We start from the raw sequence: 18,651 nt of genomic DNA, 5'->3' as shown, positions 1-18,651 counted from the left end.
CTCACTAGGGTCGGGCCATGACGACGACTCCCGGAATCCCCGGCATCGAGCCGGACACCGTCACCCCCGTGCCGATCGACGGCGAGCTCGTGGCCGGCTCGGCCTCCACCGAGGTGCGCGCCCCCTACGACGGCACGCTGCTCGGCTCGATCCCGGCGCTGACCGCCGCGGACGTCGACCGTGCCGTCGCCGCGGCCAAGCAGGCGCTGCACGAGCGCCCGCTGCCGCAGTGGAAGCGCGCCGAGATCCTCGACAAGGCCGCCGCCCTGCTCGTCGAGCGGCAGGAGGACTTCGCGCGGTGCATCGCGCTCGAGGCCGCCAAGCCGATCCGCACGGCCCGCGCCGAGGCCCAGCGCGCCGTGAGCACGCTGCAGTTCAGCGCGGCCGTCGCGCGCACGCTGGCCGGCGAGGTGGTGCCGCTGGAGGCGGCCCCGTCGGGCGAGGGCAAGCTCGGGTTCGTGCTCCGCGTCCCGGTGGGCGTCGTCGGGGCGATCTCGCCTTTCAACTTCCCGCTCAACCTGGTGGCGCACAAGCTCGGGCCGGCGATCGCCGCGGGCTGCCCGGTGGTGCTCAAGCCCGCGAGCCAGACACCGTTCTCGGCGATCCTGCTGGCCCGGCTGCTCTTCGAGGCCGGGCTCCCGCACGACTACCTGCACGTCGTCACCGGCGGCGGGTCGGTGGTGGGCAACGCGCTCGTCGACCACGACGACATCGCGCTCATCACCTTCACCGGCTCGCCCGAGGTGGGCTGGGGCATCCGGGCCCGCGCCCCGCGCAAGCGCGTCGGGCTCGAGCTGGGCAACAACGCGCCGCTCATCCTCGAGGGCGACGCCGACTGGCGCACCGCCGTCGCCAAGGTCAAGGTCGCCGGGTTCAGCCACGCCGGCCAGTCGTGCATCTCGACCCAGCGGCTGTTCGTCCACTCCTCGATCGCCGACGACGTCGTCGCCGCGCTCACCGAGGCGGTCGACTCGATCGTCGTGGGCGACCCGCTCGACGAGGCCACCGATGTCTCGGCGCTCATCTCGACCGGCGAGCGCGACCGCGTGGCCGGCTGGATCCACGAGGCCGCCGACGAGGGCGCCCGCGTGGCCTCGGGCGGCGTCGTCGGCGAGGACGGCGTGCTGCGGCCGACGCTGGTGGTCGACGCGACGCCGGAGATGAAGGTGTGCTCGCAGGAGGTGTTCGGCCCGGTCGTCGCGGTGACCCGCTACGACGACTTCGCCGACGCCCTGCGCATGGCCAACGACACGCGCTACGGGCTGCAGGCCGGCCTGTTCACCGCGGACGTCACCAAGGCCCTGCAGGCCGCGCGCACGCTGGACTTCGGCGGTGTGCTCATCAACGAGGTGCCCACGTGGCGGGCCGACCAGCAGCCGTACGGCGGCCTGCGCGACTCCGGCAACACCCGTGAGGGGCCGGCCTGGTCGGTCCGCGAGATGACCGAGGAGCGCCTGGTCATCCTCAACGGCTGACACCCGATGTCACGTGCGGAACGGTCGCCTCCCAGCGCGGGAGGCGACCGTTCCGACAGTGACGTGCGGGCCGGGGTCGGTCAGAGGGCGGCCGGGGCGCCGAACACGTCGGCGAACGCGATCTCGCTCAGCGGCCGGCGCTCGCGCGGTGCCACCTCGCGCTCGGCGGCCCAGGCCGGCAGCGACTCCGGGTCGCCGAGGCGGCCGACGGCCAGGACGACGACCGCGCGGTACTGCGGCGGGACGCCGAAGGTCTCGGCGATGCGGGCGGCGTCGAACCCGCCCATCTGGTGCACGACGAGGCCGCGCGAGGCCGCCTCGACGGTGAGCTGGCCGACGGCGAGGCCGAGCTCGTAGGGCCCGATGTCGCGCGGGGAGCCGTCCTCGTGCTCGACCTCCACCAGGCCGGCGACGAGCACCGGGGCCGCGGAGGCCCACACCTGGTTGAACTCGGCGAGGGCGTCGAACAGGCCCTTGTACGTCGCGTCGGCGCCGTCGTGGCCGTTGCGGCCGACCAGGAAGCGCCACGGCTGGTAGTTGTTCGCGCTCGGCGCCCAGCGGGCGGCCTCGAGCAGCGCGGTCACGTCCGCGTCGGGGACCGGGGTCGGGTCGAACGCGCGCGGGCTCCAGCGCTGGGCGAGCAGCGGGTGCAGGTCGGCGGCGGTCGGGGCGGTGCGGGTGGTGCTGGTGGTCATCTCTCACTCCTCGGGAGAAGTCGTTGACCGTTCAACAATCTCCCGTTCCCGGTATTCCGTCGCCCGGGGGGCCGCGCCCGCGTGACCCCGGTCACGCCCCCCGCCGCCCGGACGACGGGACCCGCGCAGGGGACGGGCGTTCGAGCGGGACGACGCCGGTCGGCAGGGAGCGGGCGGCGTGTCGCGCGACGTCGCGGCCGCGCTGCGGCACCCTGGACGGGTCGAGCGGCAGCCAGCGGCTGCGGGGAAGCGGTCGGCACGGGCCCCCGTCCGGGGGTCCTTGCCTGCGTGCCTGGGAGACACCGTGCCCGTCGACGCCCGTGCGCCGTACCCCCACGACCCCGACAGCCTGGCCGACCTCGGCGAGCCCGCGGCTGCGGCCGGCCCGCTCGCCGACGAGCGCGAGCCCGCGCCGTTCCGGCGCTCGCCCGGTCTGCTGGCCGTGCTCGCGGTGGTCGCCGGCCTGGTGTGCGGCCTGGTCGTGCCCGGCCCGGCCGACGCCGGCACCGCGCAGGACGCCCGGCCCCAGGCCGCGGCGGCGCCCTCGGCCCGCCCCCCGGTCGAGGCGGGGTCCGCCACGTCGGGCCGGCTCACCGGCACGCCCGTCGGCCCCGCGGCACCGCCCGCCGCGCACTCCTCGCACCCGGCCCCGCAGGTGCCCCTCACGGGCGGCACCGCGTCGGCGCCCCCGGCGACCCGCACCCCGGCTCCTGCCGGCACCGCCCCCGCCACCGCGACCCCTCGTCCGCGACCCTCGGCCGTGACCGCGCTGCTCGGCGGTCCGACGAGCCCGTTCGCCGGCGTGGCGCCCGCCGCGTCCCCGACGGCCGTGCGGCCGACGGCCGGCCCGGCGTCGGCCACGGCGCCCGCGTCGAGCCGCCCGGTCGTGCCGAGCGCCGCCGCCAGCAGCGCCCCCGTGGCGCGGCCGGCCCCGACGACGCGGGCGGCGGCGGCGCTCGTCCCGGACCCGCTCCCGCCCCGCCCCGGCTCGGCGCGCCTCACGACCGCACGGCACCGGCCGCCCCCGGCCTACCGCCCCACCCGGCGCCTGCCCTCGGGCAGCGGGACGGGCCGTCGCATCGTGTACGCCGAGCGCTCCGCGCACGTGTGGATCGTGGACGCGCACGGCGCGGTGGTGCGCGACTACCCGGTGACCGGCCGGATCGGCCGCCCCCGGCCGGCCGTCTACCACGTGTACTCGATGTCGCGGACGGCCGTGAACCCCGGCGAGAAGCTGCGCTTCGACCTCATGGTGCGCTTCGCCTACGGCGTCACCGGGGCCCGGATCGGGTTCCACACCATCCCGCGCACCTACGCCGGCGTGCCGATCCAGGGCGAGAACCAGCTCGGCCAGGCGATCGGCGCCGGCGGCTGCGTGCGGCAGCGGCGCGTCGACGCGGAGTTCCTCTATTCGTGGGTACGCATCGGCGACACGGTCGTCGTGCTGGCCTGACGTCGTACAGTGCGGGGGAGCGCGGCCCACCGGCGCGCCGCCACGACCCGTCCGGGGGGACCAGCCATGAGCGTCGCCGTCCGAGGTGCGCGCCTGCGACCCGTGCGCGCCGGCGCCGTCGCGGTCGCCCTGCTCGCCCTCGCCTCGGTGGTGTCCGCGGTGCCGGCGTCGGCCGGCTCCGCGTCCTCGGCGCCGGCCCCGAGCGGTCCCGCGCCCGTCCCCGGGCGGCACACGCCTCCGGCCCCGCCGCCGCCCCCGGCCCACGGCGTCACGGTCACCGTCACCCCGCGCAGCGGCTCGGTCGTGGGCGTGGCCTCGCCCATCTACGCCCGGTTCAGCCGCGCGGTGCGGTTCCGGGCCGCGGCCGAGTCGCACATGGCCGTCTACATCAACGGGCGCAGGTCGCGCGGAGCCTGGTCGTGGCGCGACTCGCGCACGGCGGTGTTCCGGCAGGAGAACCTGTGGCCGGGCCACGCGCGCATCGAGGTGCGGCTCGACCTGCACGGGGTGGAGCTCGACCGCACCTCGAGCGCCCGCTACGTCGGCTCGCGCAGCACCACCCGCCCCTACACGATGCGGACGCCGCGCTCGCTGGTCGCCACCATCAACGGCGTCACCGACCGCATGGTCGTGCGCGTCGACGGCAAGGTGGTCAAGGTGTTCGGCGTCTCGCTGGGCAAGCCCGGCTACGAGACGCGCTCGGGCATCAAGGCGGTGATGGAGAAGTACGTCTCCCGCCACATGACCAGCGTCACCGCCGGCATCACCGACCCGCACGACCAGTACGACGTGATCGCCCCGTACGCCACGCGGATCACGCCGACGGGCGAGTTCGTCCACGGGGCGCCGTGGGCCACCGCGCGCATCGGCAGGTGGAACGGCTCGCACGGCTGCACCAACCTCACCACGGCCGACGCGAAGTGGTTCTTCGACAACACCGTCACCGGTGACGCCGTCGTCACCACGGGCACCGGTCGTCCCATGGAGTTCTGGAACGGGCCGGGCGCGCCTTTCAACATGCCGTGGACCCAGTGGCTCGCGCACTCCGCGCTCAAGGGCCGCGCCGCCTGACGCTGGTGGCGCCGCGTGCTCAGCGCGGGGGCACGCGCACCACGAGGCGCCCGGGCAGCACCCGCGCCTGCAGCACGTGGCCGGGGGCCACGACGTCGCCGTCCACCTGACGCGGGTGGTCGCCCACGGTCACGACCCAGGCCGAGCTGCCGCGCAGGTGCACGCGCGAGGTGTCGTGCCCGCCCCGGCGCAGCACGAGCCGGCCGGCCGTGCGGGCCCAGTCGACCGGACGCACGAGCGGCAGCACCACCACGTGCAGCGCGCCGTCGGAGGCGTCGGCCTCCGGCACGACGTCGAGCCCGCCCACGAGGCCGCCGACGTTGGCCACGAGCACGGTGCGCGCGGAGTACCACTGCGGCTCCCCGCCGTCGACCGCGACGCCCACCCGCATCGCGCGCTGACGCAGGGCGCGCCCGGCGTTCACGACGTAGGCCGTCGGGCCCAGGGCCCGCTTGAGGTCCTCGTCGGCGTCGATCAGCCGCGCGTCGAGGCCGATGCCGGCGATCACGGTGCACAGCCGCACCTCGCCGCCGAGGCCGACCTCGAGGAGGTCGACCGCCCGGTCGTCGCCCGCGAGTGCCACGCCGGCGGCCTGGTCGACCGACAGCGGGATGCCGAGGTTGCGGCAGAGCAGGTTGCCGGTGCCGGCAGGCACGATGCCGAGCGGGACGCCGCTGCCCGCCAGGCCCGAGGCCACCGCCGTGACGGTGCCGTCGCCGCCCCAGGCGATGACCAGGCCGGCGCCCTCCGCCACGGCCGCGCGGGCCTGCTCCTCGCCGGTGCTCGCCGGCGTCGTGGCCACGACGGTGGGCGCCGGTCGGCCCACGCGCCGGGCCGCCCCCTCGAGCACGATGCGGGCCGCCGCGAGGCCGCCGCCCCTGTGCGGGTGCACCACCGCCACCGAGGGCGAGGGCCGCTCAGCCACCGATGCGCCAGGTCACGTTGCCGGCGTCGTCGCGCTGCTGCACCAGGACGTCGACGTGCGAGCCGTCGCTCGCGGTCGCGTCGCAGGTGAAGACCGATCCCGCCTGGATGGGCACGGTCTCCGGGCAGGTGACCGTGACGGAGGTGCCGGCATCGGCCGACAGGCGGCTGCCGATCTCGGCCTCGATCGCCCCGACGTCCAGGGTGCGCTCGCGGCCGGTGACCAGCAGCCCCACGGCCACGAGAGCACCGAGCAGCAGCAGCACGAGGCCGACGGAGGTGAGCAGCAGCCCGCGGCGCGAGCCCCGGCGCGACCCGGACGAGGGCGGGCCGGCGCTGCCGTCGAACAGGTCCGGGTAGGGCTCGGGGTCGACCGGCGCGAAGGTGAACGAGTGCCCCGGCTCGGCGCCGCTCCACGCCGCCACCTCGGGGTCCTCCCACGCGCCCGGGCCCGGGTCCGACGGGCCGTCGTCGACGGGTGGCGCGGCGGGGTCGTACGTGGAGCCGGTCCAGCCCCGACCGTCCCACCAGCGCAGCGGCGCGGCACCTGCCGGGTCGGGGTACCAGCCCTCCGGCACCGACGGCGCGTCGTCCACGTGGTGACGCTAGCGCCGCGGAGGGGCCGGATGCGTCAGGCACGCGTGCGCGGACCCGCGCCCGGCGGGGTCAGACCGTGGCGTGACGGTGGTCGGCGGCGGCGCGCTCGCAGTCGCGCACGTTGTGGAACCCGGACTCGAACACGCAGTCGTGGCACACCGCGATCGACGCGGTGCCGAGGTGCACCACCTCGACGCTGTGCGGGTGGCAGCACGCCGCCGCGTGGCGGTGGTCGCGCCGGTGCACGGCGGCGAGCATGGCCCGCACGATCGGCTCCGGCGAGTTCGGCGTCATGCACCCGGTATCGGGTCGGCCGTGGCCGGACCTGAGGGGATCGGCCGGACGGTCGCGCGCACCGCCCGGGGGACCTGCCCTCCGTCGTTCGGCCGGGACGTCCGCGCTGCGCCGGGCCGCCGCGCCCGACCGGGTCGGTACGGTGCCCGCGTGACCGCGTCGTCCCCGACCCCACCGGTGCTGCCGCCCCCGCTCGCGGCGGTCCTCGACCGTGCGACCGCGGAGGCGGTGGCGCTCGGCCACGCGAACGTGACCCCGTGGCACCTCGTCCGCATCCTCGACCGCGACTTCCCGGCGCAGAGCCGGGCCGTGCTCGGCCCGTCGCTCGTCACGACCGCCGCGATGCGGCTCTCGGAGCAGCAGCGCACGTACACGTCGCCGGTGCTCAGCCCGGGAACCGCCGAGGCGCTCACCGCCGCGGCGGCCGCGTCAGACCCGGTGGCCGCGCTCGCCGCGATCCTGCGCTCGGTCACCGCGGACGCCGTCGCGCCCGCCGCTCCGGCGGCACCGGCGCCCCCGCGGCCGGCCCCCGGGCCGGCGCCGGCGACCGGGCCCGGTCCCACCGGCTCGCCGGGCCTGCTGACCGCGGTGCGCGAGGTGTACGCCGAGGTGGCGCTGCCGGACCCGGCGCTGGTGGCCCGCCCCGCCGTGGAGGACGCCGTCCTCACGGCCCTCGAGTCCGGCGGCACCCCGCTCGTGGTCGGTCCGGAGGGCAGCGGGCGCTCGTCGCTGGCCGCGCTGCTGGCCGCCCGGCTCGCCGACCCCGGCCACCGCGGCCCGCTCGCCGGGCGCCCGGTCGTGCGGGTGCGCGCGTCCGACGCCGTCGTGACCCGCACCGGCGAGCGGGTGGAGGGGCTGTTCGTCGACGTCGGGGAGCGCGCGGTCGTGGTGCTCGACGACCTCGAGGTGCTCGCCGGCCTCGGCAGCGGCGGTGGCCGGGCCGACTCCGCGCTGCTCGCCGTCGTGCGCGGCGTGGTCGAGCACCCGACCCGGCGCGTGGTGCTCGTGCTCTCGGCCGCCTACCTGCCGACGCTGCGCGGCGCGGAGCCCGAGCTGGTCGACGAGTGCACCGAGGTGGACCTCGTGCCGCTGACCGACGCCGAGGTGCACGCCATCGCGGCCCGCCACGCCGCCGCGGTGGCGGGCCCGGCGCACGTCGTGCTCGACGACGGGGTGGTGGAGGCGGCCACCGGGCCACGGCTGCCGAGCGACGTCGACTCGCACCCCGCGCTGGCGGTGCGTCGGCTCGACCGCGGGGTGGCGGCCGCCGTCGTGCGCGGCGACCTCGTGGTGCACGTCGCGGACGTCGTGCCGCCGGTGGTCCGGCCGCGGTTCGACGCCGCAGCCGTGCGCACCGGGCTGGCCCGGCGCATCGTCGGCCAGGACGACGTCCTCGACCGGGTCGTGCACCGGCTCTCCATCACCCGCGCGGAGCTCGACGTGCGCCCCACGCGGCCGGACGGCGTGTTCCTGTTCGCCGGGCCCACCGGCACCGGCAAGACCGCGCTGGCGCAGGCAGTGGCCGCTGAGGCCCTCGGGTCGGAGGACGCCCTGGTGCGGCTGGACATGAGCGAGTACTCCGAGCCGCAGTCGGTCGCCAAGCTGGTCGGGTCGCCGCCCGGCTACGTCGGGTCCACGGAGCCGTCGTCGTGGCTGACGACCAAGATCCTGGCCCGCCCGGACTGCGTGCTGCTCCTCGACGAGATCGAGAAGGCCGACCCGGTGGTGTGGAACACCTTCCTGCAGGTGTTCGACGCCGGACGTCTCTCCGACGGCCTGGGCCGCACCGCCGACTTCCGGCACGTCGTCGTGGTGCTCACGACCAACATCGGGGCGCGGGTGTTCGAGGGTCGCACCGCCGGCTCGACCGTCGACGCCGCCACCGACTCGGCCGCGGTGCTCGCGGCGGTCAAGGAGCGGATGGCGCCGGAGCTGGTCAACCGGCTCGACGACGTGTGCGTGTTCCGGCCGCTGTCGGTCGAGGCGGTCACCGAGATCGCGCGGCGGATGCTCGACGACGTCGTCGTGGGCCGCATGGCGGCGCGCGGCTACACGCTCACCTACGACCGCTCGGTGCTCGACCTCGTCGCCCGCGCGGGGTTCGACCCCGCCTACGGGGCCCGCCCGGTGCGGCGCGCGCTCGAGAACCTCGTGGTGGTGCCGCTCGCGGCCTGCGCCCCCGGGACGTGGCACGCGGTCGCCGAGGGCGACCACGTGCGCTGGACCGCCCGGTCCTAGCGCACGGCCTCGTCGGGTCGCCGCAGGACGTCGTCGAACAACGCCTGCACGCGGTCCCACGCGTCGTCCGCGGCGTCCTCGACGTGGCCGGCCCGCAAGGGCCGGGTCATCGGCCGCATCCACGCGGGCGGCTCGGAGTGGTTCATGAACGAGTGGCCGGCGTCGGGGTACTCCTTCACGTCGTGGCGCACGCCGGCGCGCTCGAGCGCCGTGGAGAGCCGGTCCGCCGCGCCGCGCAGGCTGAGATCGCGCGCGCCGTAGGACGCCACCACCGGGCAGGCGCCGCGCACCGCCTCGTCCACCCGGCGCGGCAGGATCCCGTACTGCACCGCGCTCACGTCGAAGCCGCGGCCCGCCATGAGGATCGCGAACCCGCCGCCGAGGCAGAAGCCGGCCACCCCCACGCGGCCGGTGCAGTCCTCGCGCTCGGCCAGCCAGTCGCGTGCTGCGGCGATCTCGGCGAACGGCCGGCCGCTGCCGCTGCGCATCGCGCGCATCACCGAGGTCAGGCACCGCACCCGTCCGCCGTGGGAGAGCAGGTCCGGTGCGAGCGCGTGGAACCCGCGGCGCGCGAACTCGGCGGCGATGGCGCGGATGTCCGCGGTGAGCCCGAACGCCTCGTGCAGCACCACCACACCGGGCTGGGGTCCGTCCCCGGCGGCGAGCGCGAGGTGGGCGGGGACCGGCTCGCCGCCCGGGACCGGGATCGTCACGTCCACCGCAGCGCTCCTGTCGGCTCGTCCTGGGCCCGCCGCCGGACCGCGCCGGGCCCGGCGAGGCTACGACGCCGTCGCGCCGGGCGCGCGCCGTGGCGCGGCGCGAAGACTCGACCGGGGCTCGAGGGTTCGCCCGGCCTTCCCAGGCGCGCCTCCCACCTGCGGTGATGACGGCCCGTGGTCTCGACTCGACGTCGAGGGTCTTCAGGTGACGCGCTGTGATCGACAGGCGTCCGCTCGCCGGATAACGTCGGGGACGCTCTGTGGGGAAGCAGAGCCCCGCGACCGGACCGCCGAGTCCCGTCCACGGTCGCGGGCCGCACACCTCCTGGACGGGAGTGGGGGACCCACCACCGGTCGGGTGCAGCGCACCCGGCCTCGGGGTGAAGCCGCGCGAGCGGCAGGCCGACCTCCGGCCCAACCCGACAGCTCACCCCGCAGGCGGCGGAGGAACCCGTCATGTCCCGTGCCCTGAAGGTACGTGCGCTCGTGCTCGGCGTCGCCGCCGCGACGACGGCCACGCTGGTCGTCGCCGCCCCGGCCGACGCGATCTCCACCGCCCCGAGGGCGGGAGCCCTCCCGACCCTCTCCATGGGGGCCAAGGGCGCGGCCGTCTCCTCGCTGCAGCGGACCCTGGCCGTCCGCGCGACCGGCGTCTACGACTCCGCGACGTACGCCGCCGTCAAGCGCGTGCAGGTGTGGAAGGGGATCAAGCCGGCCAACGGCGTCGTCGGCTCCGCGACCTGGGTCGCGGTCAAGGACCCCACCCTCACCTACCGGATGCGGACGTCGCCGACCGCGCGCAAGAGCATGACGCTCAAGGTGTTCCAGACCTCCGTGCACGGCTATGGCATCGCGTACCGCGAGTCCAAGCTCACCTGCACGGCCGTGTCGCCGTCCGGCGCCTACCGGGGCAAGTGGCAGATGAGCAAGTACCTCTGGCACGCCTACGGCGGCTGGAAGTACGCGAAGTTCGCCAACCGCGCCAAGTGCTGGCAGCAGGACGCTGTGGCCCTCAACGTCTGGCGGCACAACGGCTGGCGGCCCTGGGGCGGCTGACCGCTCAGACCCCCACGCGCACGTACGCCAGGTCGGTCACCTCGTGGCCCTTGCTGCGGCCCGTGCGCTCGAACTTCGTCTCCGGGCGGTCGAGGCGGGCGCCACCGCCCGGGAAAGCGTCGCGCAGCAGCGGCTCGGCGTCGAGCACGCCGCGCATGTCCTCGGCGTAGTGCGACCAGTCGGTGGCCAGCCGCAGCAGCCCACCGGGCTCGAGCCGTGAGGCCATGAGCGCCACGAGGTCCGGGCGCACCAGCCGGCGCTTGTGGTGGCGGGCCTTCGGCCACGGGTCGGGGAAGAAGACCCGGATCTCGTGCAGGCACCCGGGCGCGAGCCGGTCGGCCAGCACGTCGACCGCGTCGTCCTCCATCACCCGCACGTTGTCCAGGCCGAGCCGCTCCACCTCGAGCAGCAGCCGCGCGACTCCGGGCGTGTGCACGTCGACGGCGAGGATCCCCACGGAGGCATCGTCGCGGGCCATCTCCACCGTGGCGTGACCGAGCCCGAAGCCGATCTCGAGCGCCACGGGCCGGCCGCCGAAGAGCCGGCCCGGATCGATCGGCCCGTCGGGCACGCCGTGGACGGGCAGCAGCCGGCGCACCGCGTCGGTCTGCGCGACGCTCATCCGGCCGCGCCGCGGGTGGAAGGTGCGGATGCGCTGCATGACCCGACGAGACTAGTGAGCCCTCGGTGGGGAGGGAGCGGCTCAGCCGCCGCCAGGTGCCGGGCGCGCCACCGCCACGAAGTTCTTGCCCACCGTGGCCGTCGCCCAGAGGCTGTCCGGGAACTGCACCCGGCTGAAGGTGACGACCTCCTTCGACAGGTACGCCTGCGCGGTCCAGCGCAGCTGGCCGCGTTCGGCGGTGCGCAGGATGAACACCTGCACCGCGCCGAACGGCGTGCCGGCCGTGGCGGCGCGGAAGGCCGCGGGGTCGCGGATGCTCGCCAGGCCGCGCACCACGGCGAGGCGCTCGTCGTAGCGGTCGAGGGGGAACGTGGCGCCGCCGTTCTGCGGCACGATCTGGAAGTACGGCGCGAACACCGACGAGCGGTCCACGCCGAGCACGATGGGCCGCGCGCCGGCGCCGAGGGTGTCGTCGACCAGGCGCTGCACGGTCGAGGCGGGGTAGCACTCGAGCATCGGCCAGTCGGCGGGCGTGGCCTCGGGACGCTGGCAGCTCTCCAGCGGGGTGCGGTAGGCCAGTGCGGCGGGCGAGTTCCACGCCGGGTCGCCGGCGGCCAGGCCGGCGGTCTGCAGCGGCACGATCGGCGGGTGCACCTTGGCCCAGAAGAGGAAAGCCCCGGGCATGGCGAGCAGCAGCGCCGCCAGGGCCGCGGCCGCGCGGAAGCGCCGTCCCGTGGCCGACGTCGTCCCGACGGCCCAGGTCTGGCGGGCGAGCAGGTCGCGCCAGACCCGCAGCGGCGGGGCGAGGAGGGCCACGAGCGGGGTCAGGACCGTGAGCACCCAGAACACGCTGCGGTAGCTGTAGAAGGTCTCGCCGCCGCGCACGACGTTCCAGTAGGCGGCGGCGGAGAGCACGACCGTGCCCAGCAGCAGCGCCACGGCCGTCTGCGCCCTGCGGTCGCCGAGGCGGGCCAGCACGAGGACGAGCCCGAGCGTCGCGGCCACCCCCGCGACGGAGAACACCGCGGCCGGCGGCCCCGGCGTCTGCTCCAGGGTGCTCACCACCATGAGCCCGTCCGGGTGCCGGGGGCCGGGACGATCGGTGACCAGGTGCACGGCGAAGGGGACGACGTACCAGGCGCTGGTGACGAAGGCGGCCGCGACGGCGGTGCCCACGTGGGCGAGGGCCGGAAGCAGGTGGCGGTGCGCGTAGGCCCACACGGCCCACAGCACCAGCAGGGGCGGGACGCCGAACAGCACGGGCAGCTGGTACACGGTGAGCAGCACGCCCACGAGGGCGCCCCACACGGCCGCCCGTCGCAGGCCGAGGCGACCGGTGCGCACGACGTCGGACACCGAGCAGGAGGCCCAGAAGAGCAGGGGCGCGCCGATGAGGTACGCCGCCGACTCGTGGGTCTTGCAGATCGAGCCCGAGTCGCCGGTGAGGAACACGCCGGCGCCGATGGCCGCGGCGGCCAGCGCCCGGCGCCAGCTGCGCGAGGTGAGCCGCCACGCGAGGCCGGTGAGCACCACCACGAGCCCGACCACGACGCCCTGGTACTGCGCCATCACCTGCCACGACTGCTGGCCGGTCAGCGCGGCGGCCCGGCCCCACAGCCAGAAGTACAGCGGCGGGTACTGGCTCGGCAGCCCTTGCAGGAACTGGTCGGCGCTGGTCCACGTGGTGGTGAACCTCTCGGCCGCCGCGGCGGTGCGGCCGCAGTCGCTGACCAGGCCGCCGATGCCGATCGGCGTGCCGGCGAGCACGGTGAGCACGGTGAACGACACCCAGCCGCCGCCGAGGCCCAGCACGACGCCGCTGCCGAGGTCGCCCAGGCCACGTGCGGCCAGCCATCCGGCGCCGACGAGCACGAGCGTCGCGCCGACGGCGAGCGGCAGGGCCTGGTGCGAGGGGTGCAGCGCGCCGGCGGCCAGCGCGGGGCGCAATGCGAGCCCGACGACGGCGAGCGCCGCCCACAGCCCGAGCGCCACGGCCGGCGGCTGCCAGGCCGGGGTCCGGCGGGGGGCGCGACGCCGCGCGGGCGCGGCCGAGGTCACGGCGCTCATGGCCGGGGGTCGCCGACCGCGCCGGCCACCTCGACGCCGCCCGCTCGCGGGGGCACGTCGGCGCGCGCGACCAGCCCGGCGGGGGCGGGCAGCGCCAGGTAGCGCAGCCGCACCACCTCGACGCGGTTGCGCGAGGTGCGCTCGAGCACGACCCCGGCGGCCCACAGGTTGAGGGCCACGAGGAAGGTGCCCACCCCGGCGATGAGGCTGGGGAAGTGGGCGACCAGGCCGGTGGCCACGTAGTCCGACACCGGCAGCACCAGCAGCAGCGCGGTGGCGAGGAGCCAGGGCGAGGCCAGGAGGCTGAAGCTGAGCAGCGGGCGCGCGTCGCGGAACAGGCGCAGGTTGCGCCGCAGGATGCGCACGCCGTCGCGGTACGTGTTGAGCTTGCTCACGGAGCCCTCGGGGCGGGAGACGTACGTGGTCTCCACCTCGTCGACGCGCACGTCGAGCAGCGCGGCGTGCGCGTTGAGCTCGGCCTCGATCTCGAAGCCCTCCGAGCTGGCCGGGAAGCTCTTGACGAACCTGCGGCTGAACGCGCGGTAGCCGGTGAGGGTGTCGGTGAGCGGGAGCTCGAAGAGCCGCCGGAAGATCCAGCTGAGCACGTCGTTGCCCAGGCGGTGCCCGCGCCGGTACGCCTCGAGCTGGTGCTCGGGGGTGAGCCGCGTGCCGTTGACCATGTCCATGCCGTGCACGAGCACCCGCTCCACGAGCGCGGGCGCGGCGGTCGCGTCGTAGGTGGCGTCGCCGTCGACGAGCAGGTAGCAGTCGGCGTCCACGTCGGCGAGCAGCCGGCGCACGGCCATCCCCTTGCCGGGACGGTGCTCCTGCAGCACCCGCGCCCCGGCGGCGAGCGCCGCCTCGGTGGTGCCGTCCGTCGAGCCGTTGTCGGCCACGACGACGGTGCAGCCGGGCAGCGCGGCGAGGAAGTCGGCGACGACCTGGCCGATCGTGCCCGCCTCGTTGCGGCACGGCACGACGACCGCGACCCCGGACCAGGGGGAGCCGGCGGTCATGCCGAGGTCCCGGGCACCCGGCCGACGACGAGCACGGACTGCCCGAACGGCGCGGGACGGCGCGTCTCCAGCCTGCGCACTCGCGGGATGACCTGGCCGTCCCAGACCGAGAGGACCGGGCCGTCCTTGGGGGTCATGCGCAGCAGCCGCATCCCGACGAACCAGGCGAGCAGGCCGGGGGCGTTGACGTACCGCGCGACCTCGACGTCGAGGCCCGCCTTCAGGTAGGCGGCGCGCGCGCTCGCCACCGTGTAGCGGCGCACGTGCCCGATCTCGCGGTCGAAGCGGCTCATCGCGAAGGGGAACGCCGGCACGTAGGACAGCACCGCGCCGCCTGGCCGCACCATGCGGGCGGCCGCGCGCAGCGCGGCGACGTCGTCCGGGATGTGCTCCATCACGTTGAACGACACGAACGACGACCAGCTGCCCTCGGGCGGGTCCTCGAGGTCGATCTCGCGCACGGTGACGCGGGAGTCGCCGTCGAACCGGTCGCGCAGGTGCTGGAGCCGGGCGGGGTCCGCCTCGGTGGCCGTGACCCGGGGGACGCCGGCGTCGAGCCAGGTCTGCACGTAGCCGCCGAGGCCGCTGCCGAGCTCGAGCGGGTCGTCGCCGAGGTAGGGGAGGGCCAGGTCGCACAGCCAGGCGTGGTAGTTGACGGCGTTGGCGTTGTCCTCGAGCGCCACGGTCTGCAGCTCGGTGTCGCCGAGCACCTGGGAGTTGTCCCTCGGCGGCGTCGGGTCAGGGTTCACCACGGTGCGTCGTCCCCCTCGTGCGGATCGGGCCCGCCGCCGGATCTCGTCGACGCTGCGCCGGAAAGCGACAGGAGCATAGCCCCGGCGAACGGGCGTCTCGCGCCGTCGGGACCTTGTGCCCGGGCCCGTGTCCGCATCCGTGACGGCGGGCTGCGAGGCCGGTGTGAGCGGGGTGTGGAGGGTGTGGAGGGTGTGGGAGACGGGTCGACGCCGGCCGCGCGAGGGTGTCCGCGACGGTGGTCCCGAGGGGGCGACGTGTGCCCCCGGCAGGATTCGAACCTGCGCGCATGGCTCCGGAGGCCACTGCTCTATCCCCTGAGCTACGGGGGCCAGGAGTGGGCCGACCTTACCAGCGGCGCCGCCGCGGCCCGAAATCGCGGAGCGGGTCCTCCGGCGCCCGCGGCGGAACGCGTGCGATCGGGCCCCACCTGCGCCGATAGGCTCCTGCGCATGACGCCCGACCAGCTCGCCGCCGCGATCCGTCACGCCGTCGTGACCGCGATCGCCGACGGCGCCCTCGCCCTCGAGCCCGCGCAGGTCCCGGACGAGGTCACGGTCGAGCGCCCGCGCAACCCCGAGCACGGCGACTACGCGACCAACATCGCGCTCCAGGTGGCCAAGGCGGCCGGCACCAGCCCGCGCGCGGTGGCCGACGTCGTCGCCACGCGGCTGCGCGACGTCGGGGGGATCGCCACGGTCGACGTCGCCGGTCCCGGGTTCCTCAACATCACGCTCGACGCCGCCACCCTCGGCGAGCTGGCCCGGTCGGTGGTCGTGGCCGGTGAGGCCTACGGCACGGTCGACCGCTACGACGGGCTGCGGGTCGACGTCGAGTTCATCTCCGCCAACCCCACCGGGCCGCTGCACCTCGGGCACACCCGGTGGGCGGCCGTCGGCGACGCCATCGCCCGGGTGCTCGAGGCGTCCGGGGCGGTCGTCACGCGCGAGTTCTACATCAACGACCGGGGCGCCCAGATGGACCGGTTCGGGCAGTCGCTCGAGGCCCGGGCGCTCGGCCTCGAGGTGCCGGAGGACGGCTACCAGGGCGAGTACGTCGTCGAACTCGCGCGGCAGGTCGTCGCGAAGGACCCCGGCATCCTCGACCTCCCGGAGGACCGGCGCTGGGAGGCCTTCCGCGAGGCGGGCTACGAGCTCCAGCTCCAGCAGCAGCGCGACACCCTCGACGCGTTCAACACGCACTTCGACGTCTGGTACTCCGAGCGCACCCTGCACTCGAGCGGCGCCGTGGAGCGGGGCCTCGCGGTGCTCCGCGAGCACGGCCACGTCTTCGAGGACGAGGGCGCGGTGTGGCTGCGCACCACCGACTTCGACGACGACAAGGACCGCGTCCTGGTGCGCAGCAACGGCGAGCTCACCTACTTCGCCAGCGACACCGCGTACTACGTGGACAAGCGCAGCCGCGGGTTCGACGTGTGCATCTACCTCCTCGGCGCGGACCACCACGGCTACGTCAACCGGCTGCGCGCCGTCGCGGCGTGCGCGGGTGACGACCCGGACGTGAACATCGAGGTGCTCATCGGGCAGCTCGTGAAGATGATGCGCGGCGGCGAGGAGGTCCGGCTCTCGAAGCGGGCCGGCAACATCATCACGCTCGACGACCTGGTCGAGGAGGTCGGCGTCGACGCCGCGCGGTACTCCCTGATCCGCTACCCGGTCGACAGCCCCCTGGTCCTCGACCTCGACCTGCTGGTGTCGCGGACGAACGACAACCCCGTCTACTACGTGCAGTACGCGCACGCCCGCATCGCCTCGGTGCTGCGCAACGCCGCCGAGCTCGGCATCGACTGGCGGGCCACGGAGGCCGACCTGTCGCTGCTCACGACCGAGCGCGAGACGGCGCTGCTCGGCCTGATCGGCGAGCTGCCGCGGGTGGTCACCGCCGCGGCCGAGCTGCGCGAGCCGCACCGGGTGGCGCGCTACCTCGAGGAGCTCGCCAACGGCTACCACAAGTTCTACGACGTCTGCCGGGTCCTCCCGGCGGCCGACGCGGAGCCGGAGCCGATCAACGTCGCGCGGCTGTGGCTGTGCGCCGCCGCCCGGCAGACGCTGGCGAACGGCCTGGCCCTGCTCGGCGTCTCCGCCCCCGAGCGCATGTAGCGGGCGCGCGGGGCGGAACGCCGCCTCGTCGCGCACCACGTCGTCGCTAGCCTTGCCGCATGCGCGCCCACCCCGCCGGCCCGCGCCACGGCGAGATCCTGGCGCCCGCCGGTGCCCCGCCGGCCCCGGCCGACTCCGAGTCCCTGCACGCCCTCGCGCCGAACGTGTGGCCCTCCGGGGCCACCCGCGCGGCAGGCGCCGCGCTGACGGGGCGGTCGGTCACGCTCGCGGGGATCGACGTCCGCGACCTGGCCGCGCAGTACGGCACCCCGCTGTTCGTCCTCGACGAGCAGGACTTCCGGGCGCGTGCCGCCGCCTTCCGCGCGGCCTTCGCCGACGAGCAGGCGCCCGCCGACGTCTTCTACGCCGGCAAGGCGTTCCTGGCATCCGCGGTGGCGCGGTGGGTCGACGAGGAGGGCCTCGGGCTCGACGTGTGCACCGGCGGCGAGCTGGTCACCGCGGTCCGCTCGGGCTTCCCCGCGTCGCGCATCGCGTTCCACGGCAACAACAAGACCGTCGACGAGCTCGAGCTGGCGCTCGAGCACGGCGTGGGCCGCTACGTCGTCGACTCGTTCGAGGAGATCGTGCGCCTGGCCGACGCCGCGTCCCGCCGGGACACGGTGGCCGACGTGCTCGTGCGCGTCACCGTCGGCGTCGAGGCGCACACGCACGAGTTCATCGCCACCGCCCACGAGGACCAGAAGTTCGGGCTCTCGCTCGCGGGCGGCGACGCCCAGGAGGCGGTGCGCCGCATCCTCAAACTGCCGTCCCTGCGGCTGGCGGGCCTGCACTCCCACATCGGCTCGCAGATCTTCGACACGGCGGGCTTCGAGGTCTCGGCGCACCGGCTGGTGGGGCTGGCCGCGGCGATCCGCGACGAGCACGGGGTGGAGGTGGCCGAGCTCGACCTCGGCGGGGGCATGGGCATCGCCTACCTCGACGACGAGGACCCCCTGCCGCCCGAGGAGATGGCCGAGCTCCTGCGCGGCATCGTGGTGCGCGAGTGCGCGGCGTACGGCCTGCGCGTGCCACGGCTCGCGGTGGAGCCGGGCCGCGCCATCGTGGGCCCGTCGATGGTCACGCTGTACGAGGTGGGCACGGTCAAGCAGGTCGACCTCGGCTCCGGTCACGCGCGCACCTACGTCAGCGTCGACGGCGGCATGAGCGACAACATCCGCACCGCCCTCTACGACGCCGAGTACACGGTGCGCCTGGCCTCGCGCGTCTCCGAGGCCGAGCCCGTCCTCTCGCGCGTGGTGGGCCGGCACTGCGAGAGCGGCGACGTCGTCGTCCGCGACTGCTGGCTGCCCGGCGACCTGGCCCCGGGCGACCTGCTCGCGGTCGCGGCCACGGGCGCGTACTGCCGGGCGATGGCGTCGAACTACAACCACGTGCCGCGGCCCGCGGTGGTCTCGGTGCGCGACGGCGTCGCGCGCACGGTCCTGCGCCGGGAGACCCCCGACGACCTGCTGGCCCTCGACGCCGGGCTCGGCGGGTGAGGCGCGGCGGGGCGGGGGAGCGCGTCCCACCTGATGGCCCGTGCCGCGGCGCCAC

The 18,651-nt window shown here is 75.7% G+C and carries 15 protein-coding genes, 1 tRNA gene and 1 pseudogene; 8 read left to right on the top strand and 9 right to left on the bottom strand.

Annotated elements, in window-relative coordinates; genetic code table 11:
• The first annotated feature begins 17 nt into the window (after positions 1-17).
• On the top strand, positions 18-1,475 hold the full coding sequence (locus GC157_02045; protein ID MBI1376254.1) for an aldehyde dehydrogenase family protein: 1,458 nt from the start codon (positions 18-20) through the stop codon (positions 1,473-1,475).
• An 80-nt stretch (positions 1,476-1,555) separates the two neighbouring features.
• Here the strand turns inward: GC157_02045 and GC157_02040 are convergent, their stop codons facing one another.
• Positions 1,556-2,170 (bottom strand): oxidoreductase, encoded by a 615-nt coding sequence (locus GC157_02040; GenBank protein MBI1376253.1) that lies wholly within the window; start codon positions 2,168-2,170, stop codon positions 1,556-1,558.
• Between the two features lie 304 nt (positions 2,171-2,474).
• Between GC157_02040 and GC157_02035 the strand changes: the two genes are divergently transcribed.
• Together GC157_02035 and GC157_02030 are read left to right on the top strand one after the other, a co-directional pair.
• Entirely contained in the window at positions 2,475-3,623 is a 1,149-nt protein-coding gene (locus GC157_02035) for a hypothetical protein (GenBank protein ID MBI1376252.1), read from the top strand.
• Between the two features lie 66 nt (positions 3,624-3,689).
• Entirely contained in the window at positions 3,690-4,694 is a 1,005-nt protein-coding gene (locus GC157_02030; GenBank protein MBI1376251.1) for a L,D-transpeptidase family protein, read from the top strand.
• Between the two features lie 19 nt (positions 4,695-4,713).
• Here GC157_02030 and GC157_02025 read toward each other — a convergent pair whose 3' ends face one another.
• From GC157_02025 to GC157_02015, 3 genes are all read right to left on the bottom strand, one after another.
• Positions 4,714-5,619, bottom strand: a complete 906-nt coding sequence (locus GC157_02025) for a diacylglycerol kinase family lipid kinase (protein ID MBI1376250.1) — start codon at positions 5,617-5,619, stop codon at positions 4,714-4,716.
• Positions 5,612-6,214 carry a DUF4333 domain-containing protein gene (locus GC157_02020; GenBank protein MBI1376249.1) on the bottom strand — a complete coding sequence of 201 codons (603 nt, stop codon included), beginning with the start codon at positions 6,212-6,214 and terminating at the stop codon, positions 5,612-5,614. Before GC157_02020 ends, GC157_02025 begins: the two co-directional genes overlap by 8 nt.
• 70 nt (positions 6,215-6,284) lie before the next feature.
• Entirely contained in the window at positions 6,285-6,509 is a 225-nt protein-coding gene (locus GC157_02015; protein MBI1376248.1) for a hypothetical protein, read from the bottom strand.
• A gap of 150 nt (positions 6,510-6,659) precedes the next feature.
• Here GC157_02015 and GC157_02010 point away from each other — a divergent pair, with 150 nt between their 5' ends.
• Entirely contained in the window at positions 6,660-8,747 is a 2,088-nt protein-coding gene (locus GC157_02010; protein ID MBI1376247.1) for an AAA domain-containing protein, read from the top strand.
• Here GC157_02010 and GC157_02005 read toward each other — a convergent pair.
• A complete protein-coding gene (locus tag GC157_02005) occupies positions 8,744-9,466 on the bottom strand; it encodes a dienelactone hydrolase family protein (GenBank protein ID MBI1376246.1) in 723 nt (240 codons plus the stop codon). The genes GC157_02010 and GC157_02005 overlap by 4 nt on opposite strands.
• A gap of 456 nt (positions 9,467-9,922) precedes the next feature.
• Here GC157_02005 and GC157_02000 point away from each other — a divergent pair, with 456 nt between their 5' ends.
• Positions 9,923-10,522: a hypothetical protein gene (locus GC157_02000; GenBank protein MBI1376245.1), complete on the top strand. Its 600-nt coding sequence runs from the start codon at positions 9,923-9,925 to the stop codon at positions 10,520-10,522.
• Between the two features lie 4 nt (positions 10,523-10,526).
• On the opposite strand, the gene trmB is transcribed toward GC157_02000, so the two are convergent.
• Positions 10,527-11,183, bottom strand: coding sequence for a tRNA (guanosine(46)-N7)-methyltransferase TrmB (gene trmB, locus GC157_01995; GenBank protein ID MBI1376244.1), 657 nt, complete (start codon positions 11,181-11,183; stop codon positions 10,527-10,529).
• A gap of 824 nt (positions 11,184-12,007) precedes the next feature.
• On the opposite strand from trmB, the pseudogene GC157_01990 reads away from it, so the two are divergent.
• Positions 12,008-12,214, top strand: a pseudogene (locus tag GC157_01990) (hypothetical protein).
• A gap of 993 nt (positions 12,215-13,207) precedes the next feature.
• Here the strand turns inward: GC157_01990 and GC157_01985 are convergent.
• From GC157_01985 to GC157_01975, 3 genes are all read right to left on the bottom strand, one after another.
• On the bottom strand, positions 13,208-14,227 hold the full coding sequence (locus GC157_01985) for a glycosyltransferase (GenBank protein ID MBI1376243.1): 1,020 nt from the start codon (positions 14,225-14,227) through the stop codon (positions 13,208-13,210).
• A complete protein-coding gene (locus tag GC157_01980) occupies positions 14,224-14,976 on the bottom strand; it encodes a methyltransferase domain-containing protein (protein MBI1376242.1) in 753 nt (250 codons plus the stop codon). The genes GC157_01985 and GC157_01980 overlap by 4 nt, the downstream gene beginning before the upstream one ends.
• 261 nt (positions 14,977-15,237) lie before the next feature.
• Positions 15,238-15,309: transfer RNA gene (locus GC157_01975), tRNA-Arg, on the bottom strand.
• 120 nt (positions 15,310-15,429) lie between these two features.
• Here GC157_01975 and GC157_01970 point away from each other — a divergent pair.
• Together GC157_01970 and lysA are read left to right on the top strand one after the other, a co-directional pair.
• Complete coding sequence (locus GC157_01970) at positions 15,430-17,097, top strand: arginine--tRNA ligase (protein MBI1376241.1); 1,668 nt, start codon at positions 15,430-15,432, stop codon at positions 17,095-17,097.
• 59 nt (positions 17,098-17,156) lie between these two features.
• Positions 17,157-18,596 (top strand): diaminopimelate decarboxylase, encoded by a 1,440-nt coding sequence (lysA, locus tag GC157_01965; GenBank protein ID MBI1376240.1) that lies wholly within the window; start codon positions 17,157-17,159, stop codon positions 18,594-18,596.
• Positions 18,597-18,651 lie beyond the last annotated feature (55 nt).

Source organism: Frankiales bacterium (assembly GCA_016125335.1).
GTDB lineage: Bacteria > Actinomycetota > Actinomycetes > S36-B12 > CAIYMF01 > Longivirga.
The sequence above is the reverse complement of the archived record's forward strand: the minus strand, read 5'-3'. Positions and strand labels throughout refer to the sequence as shown.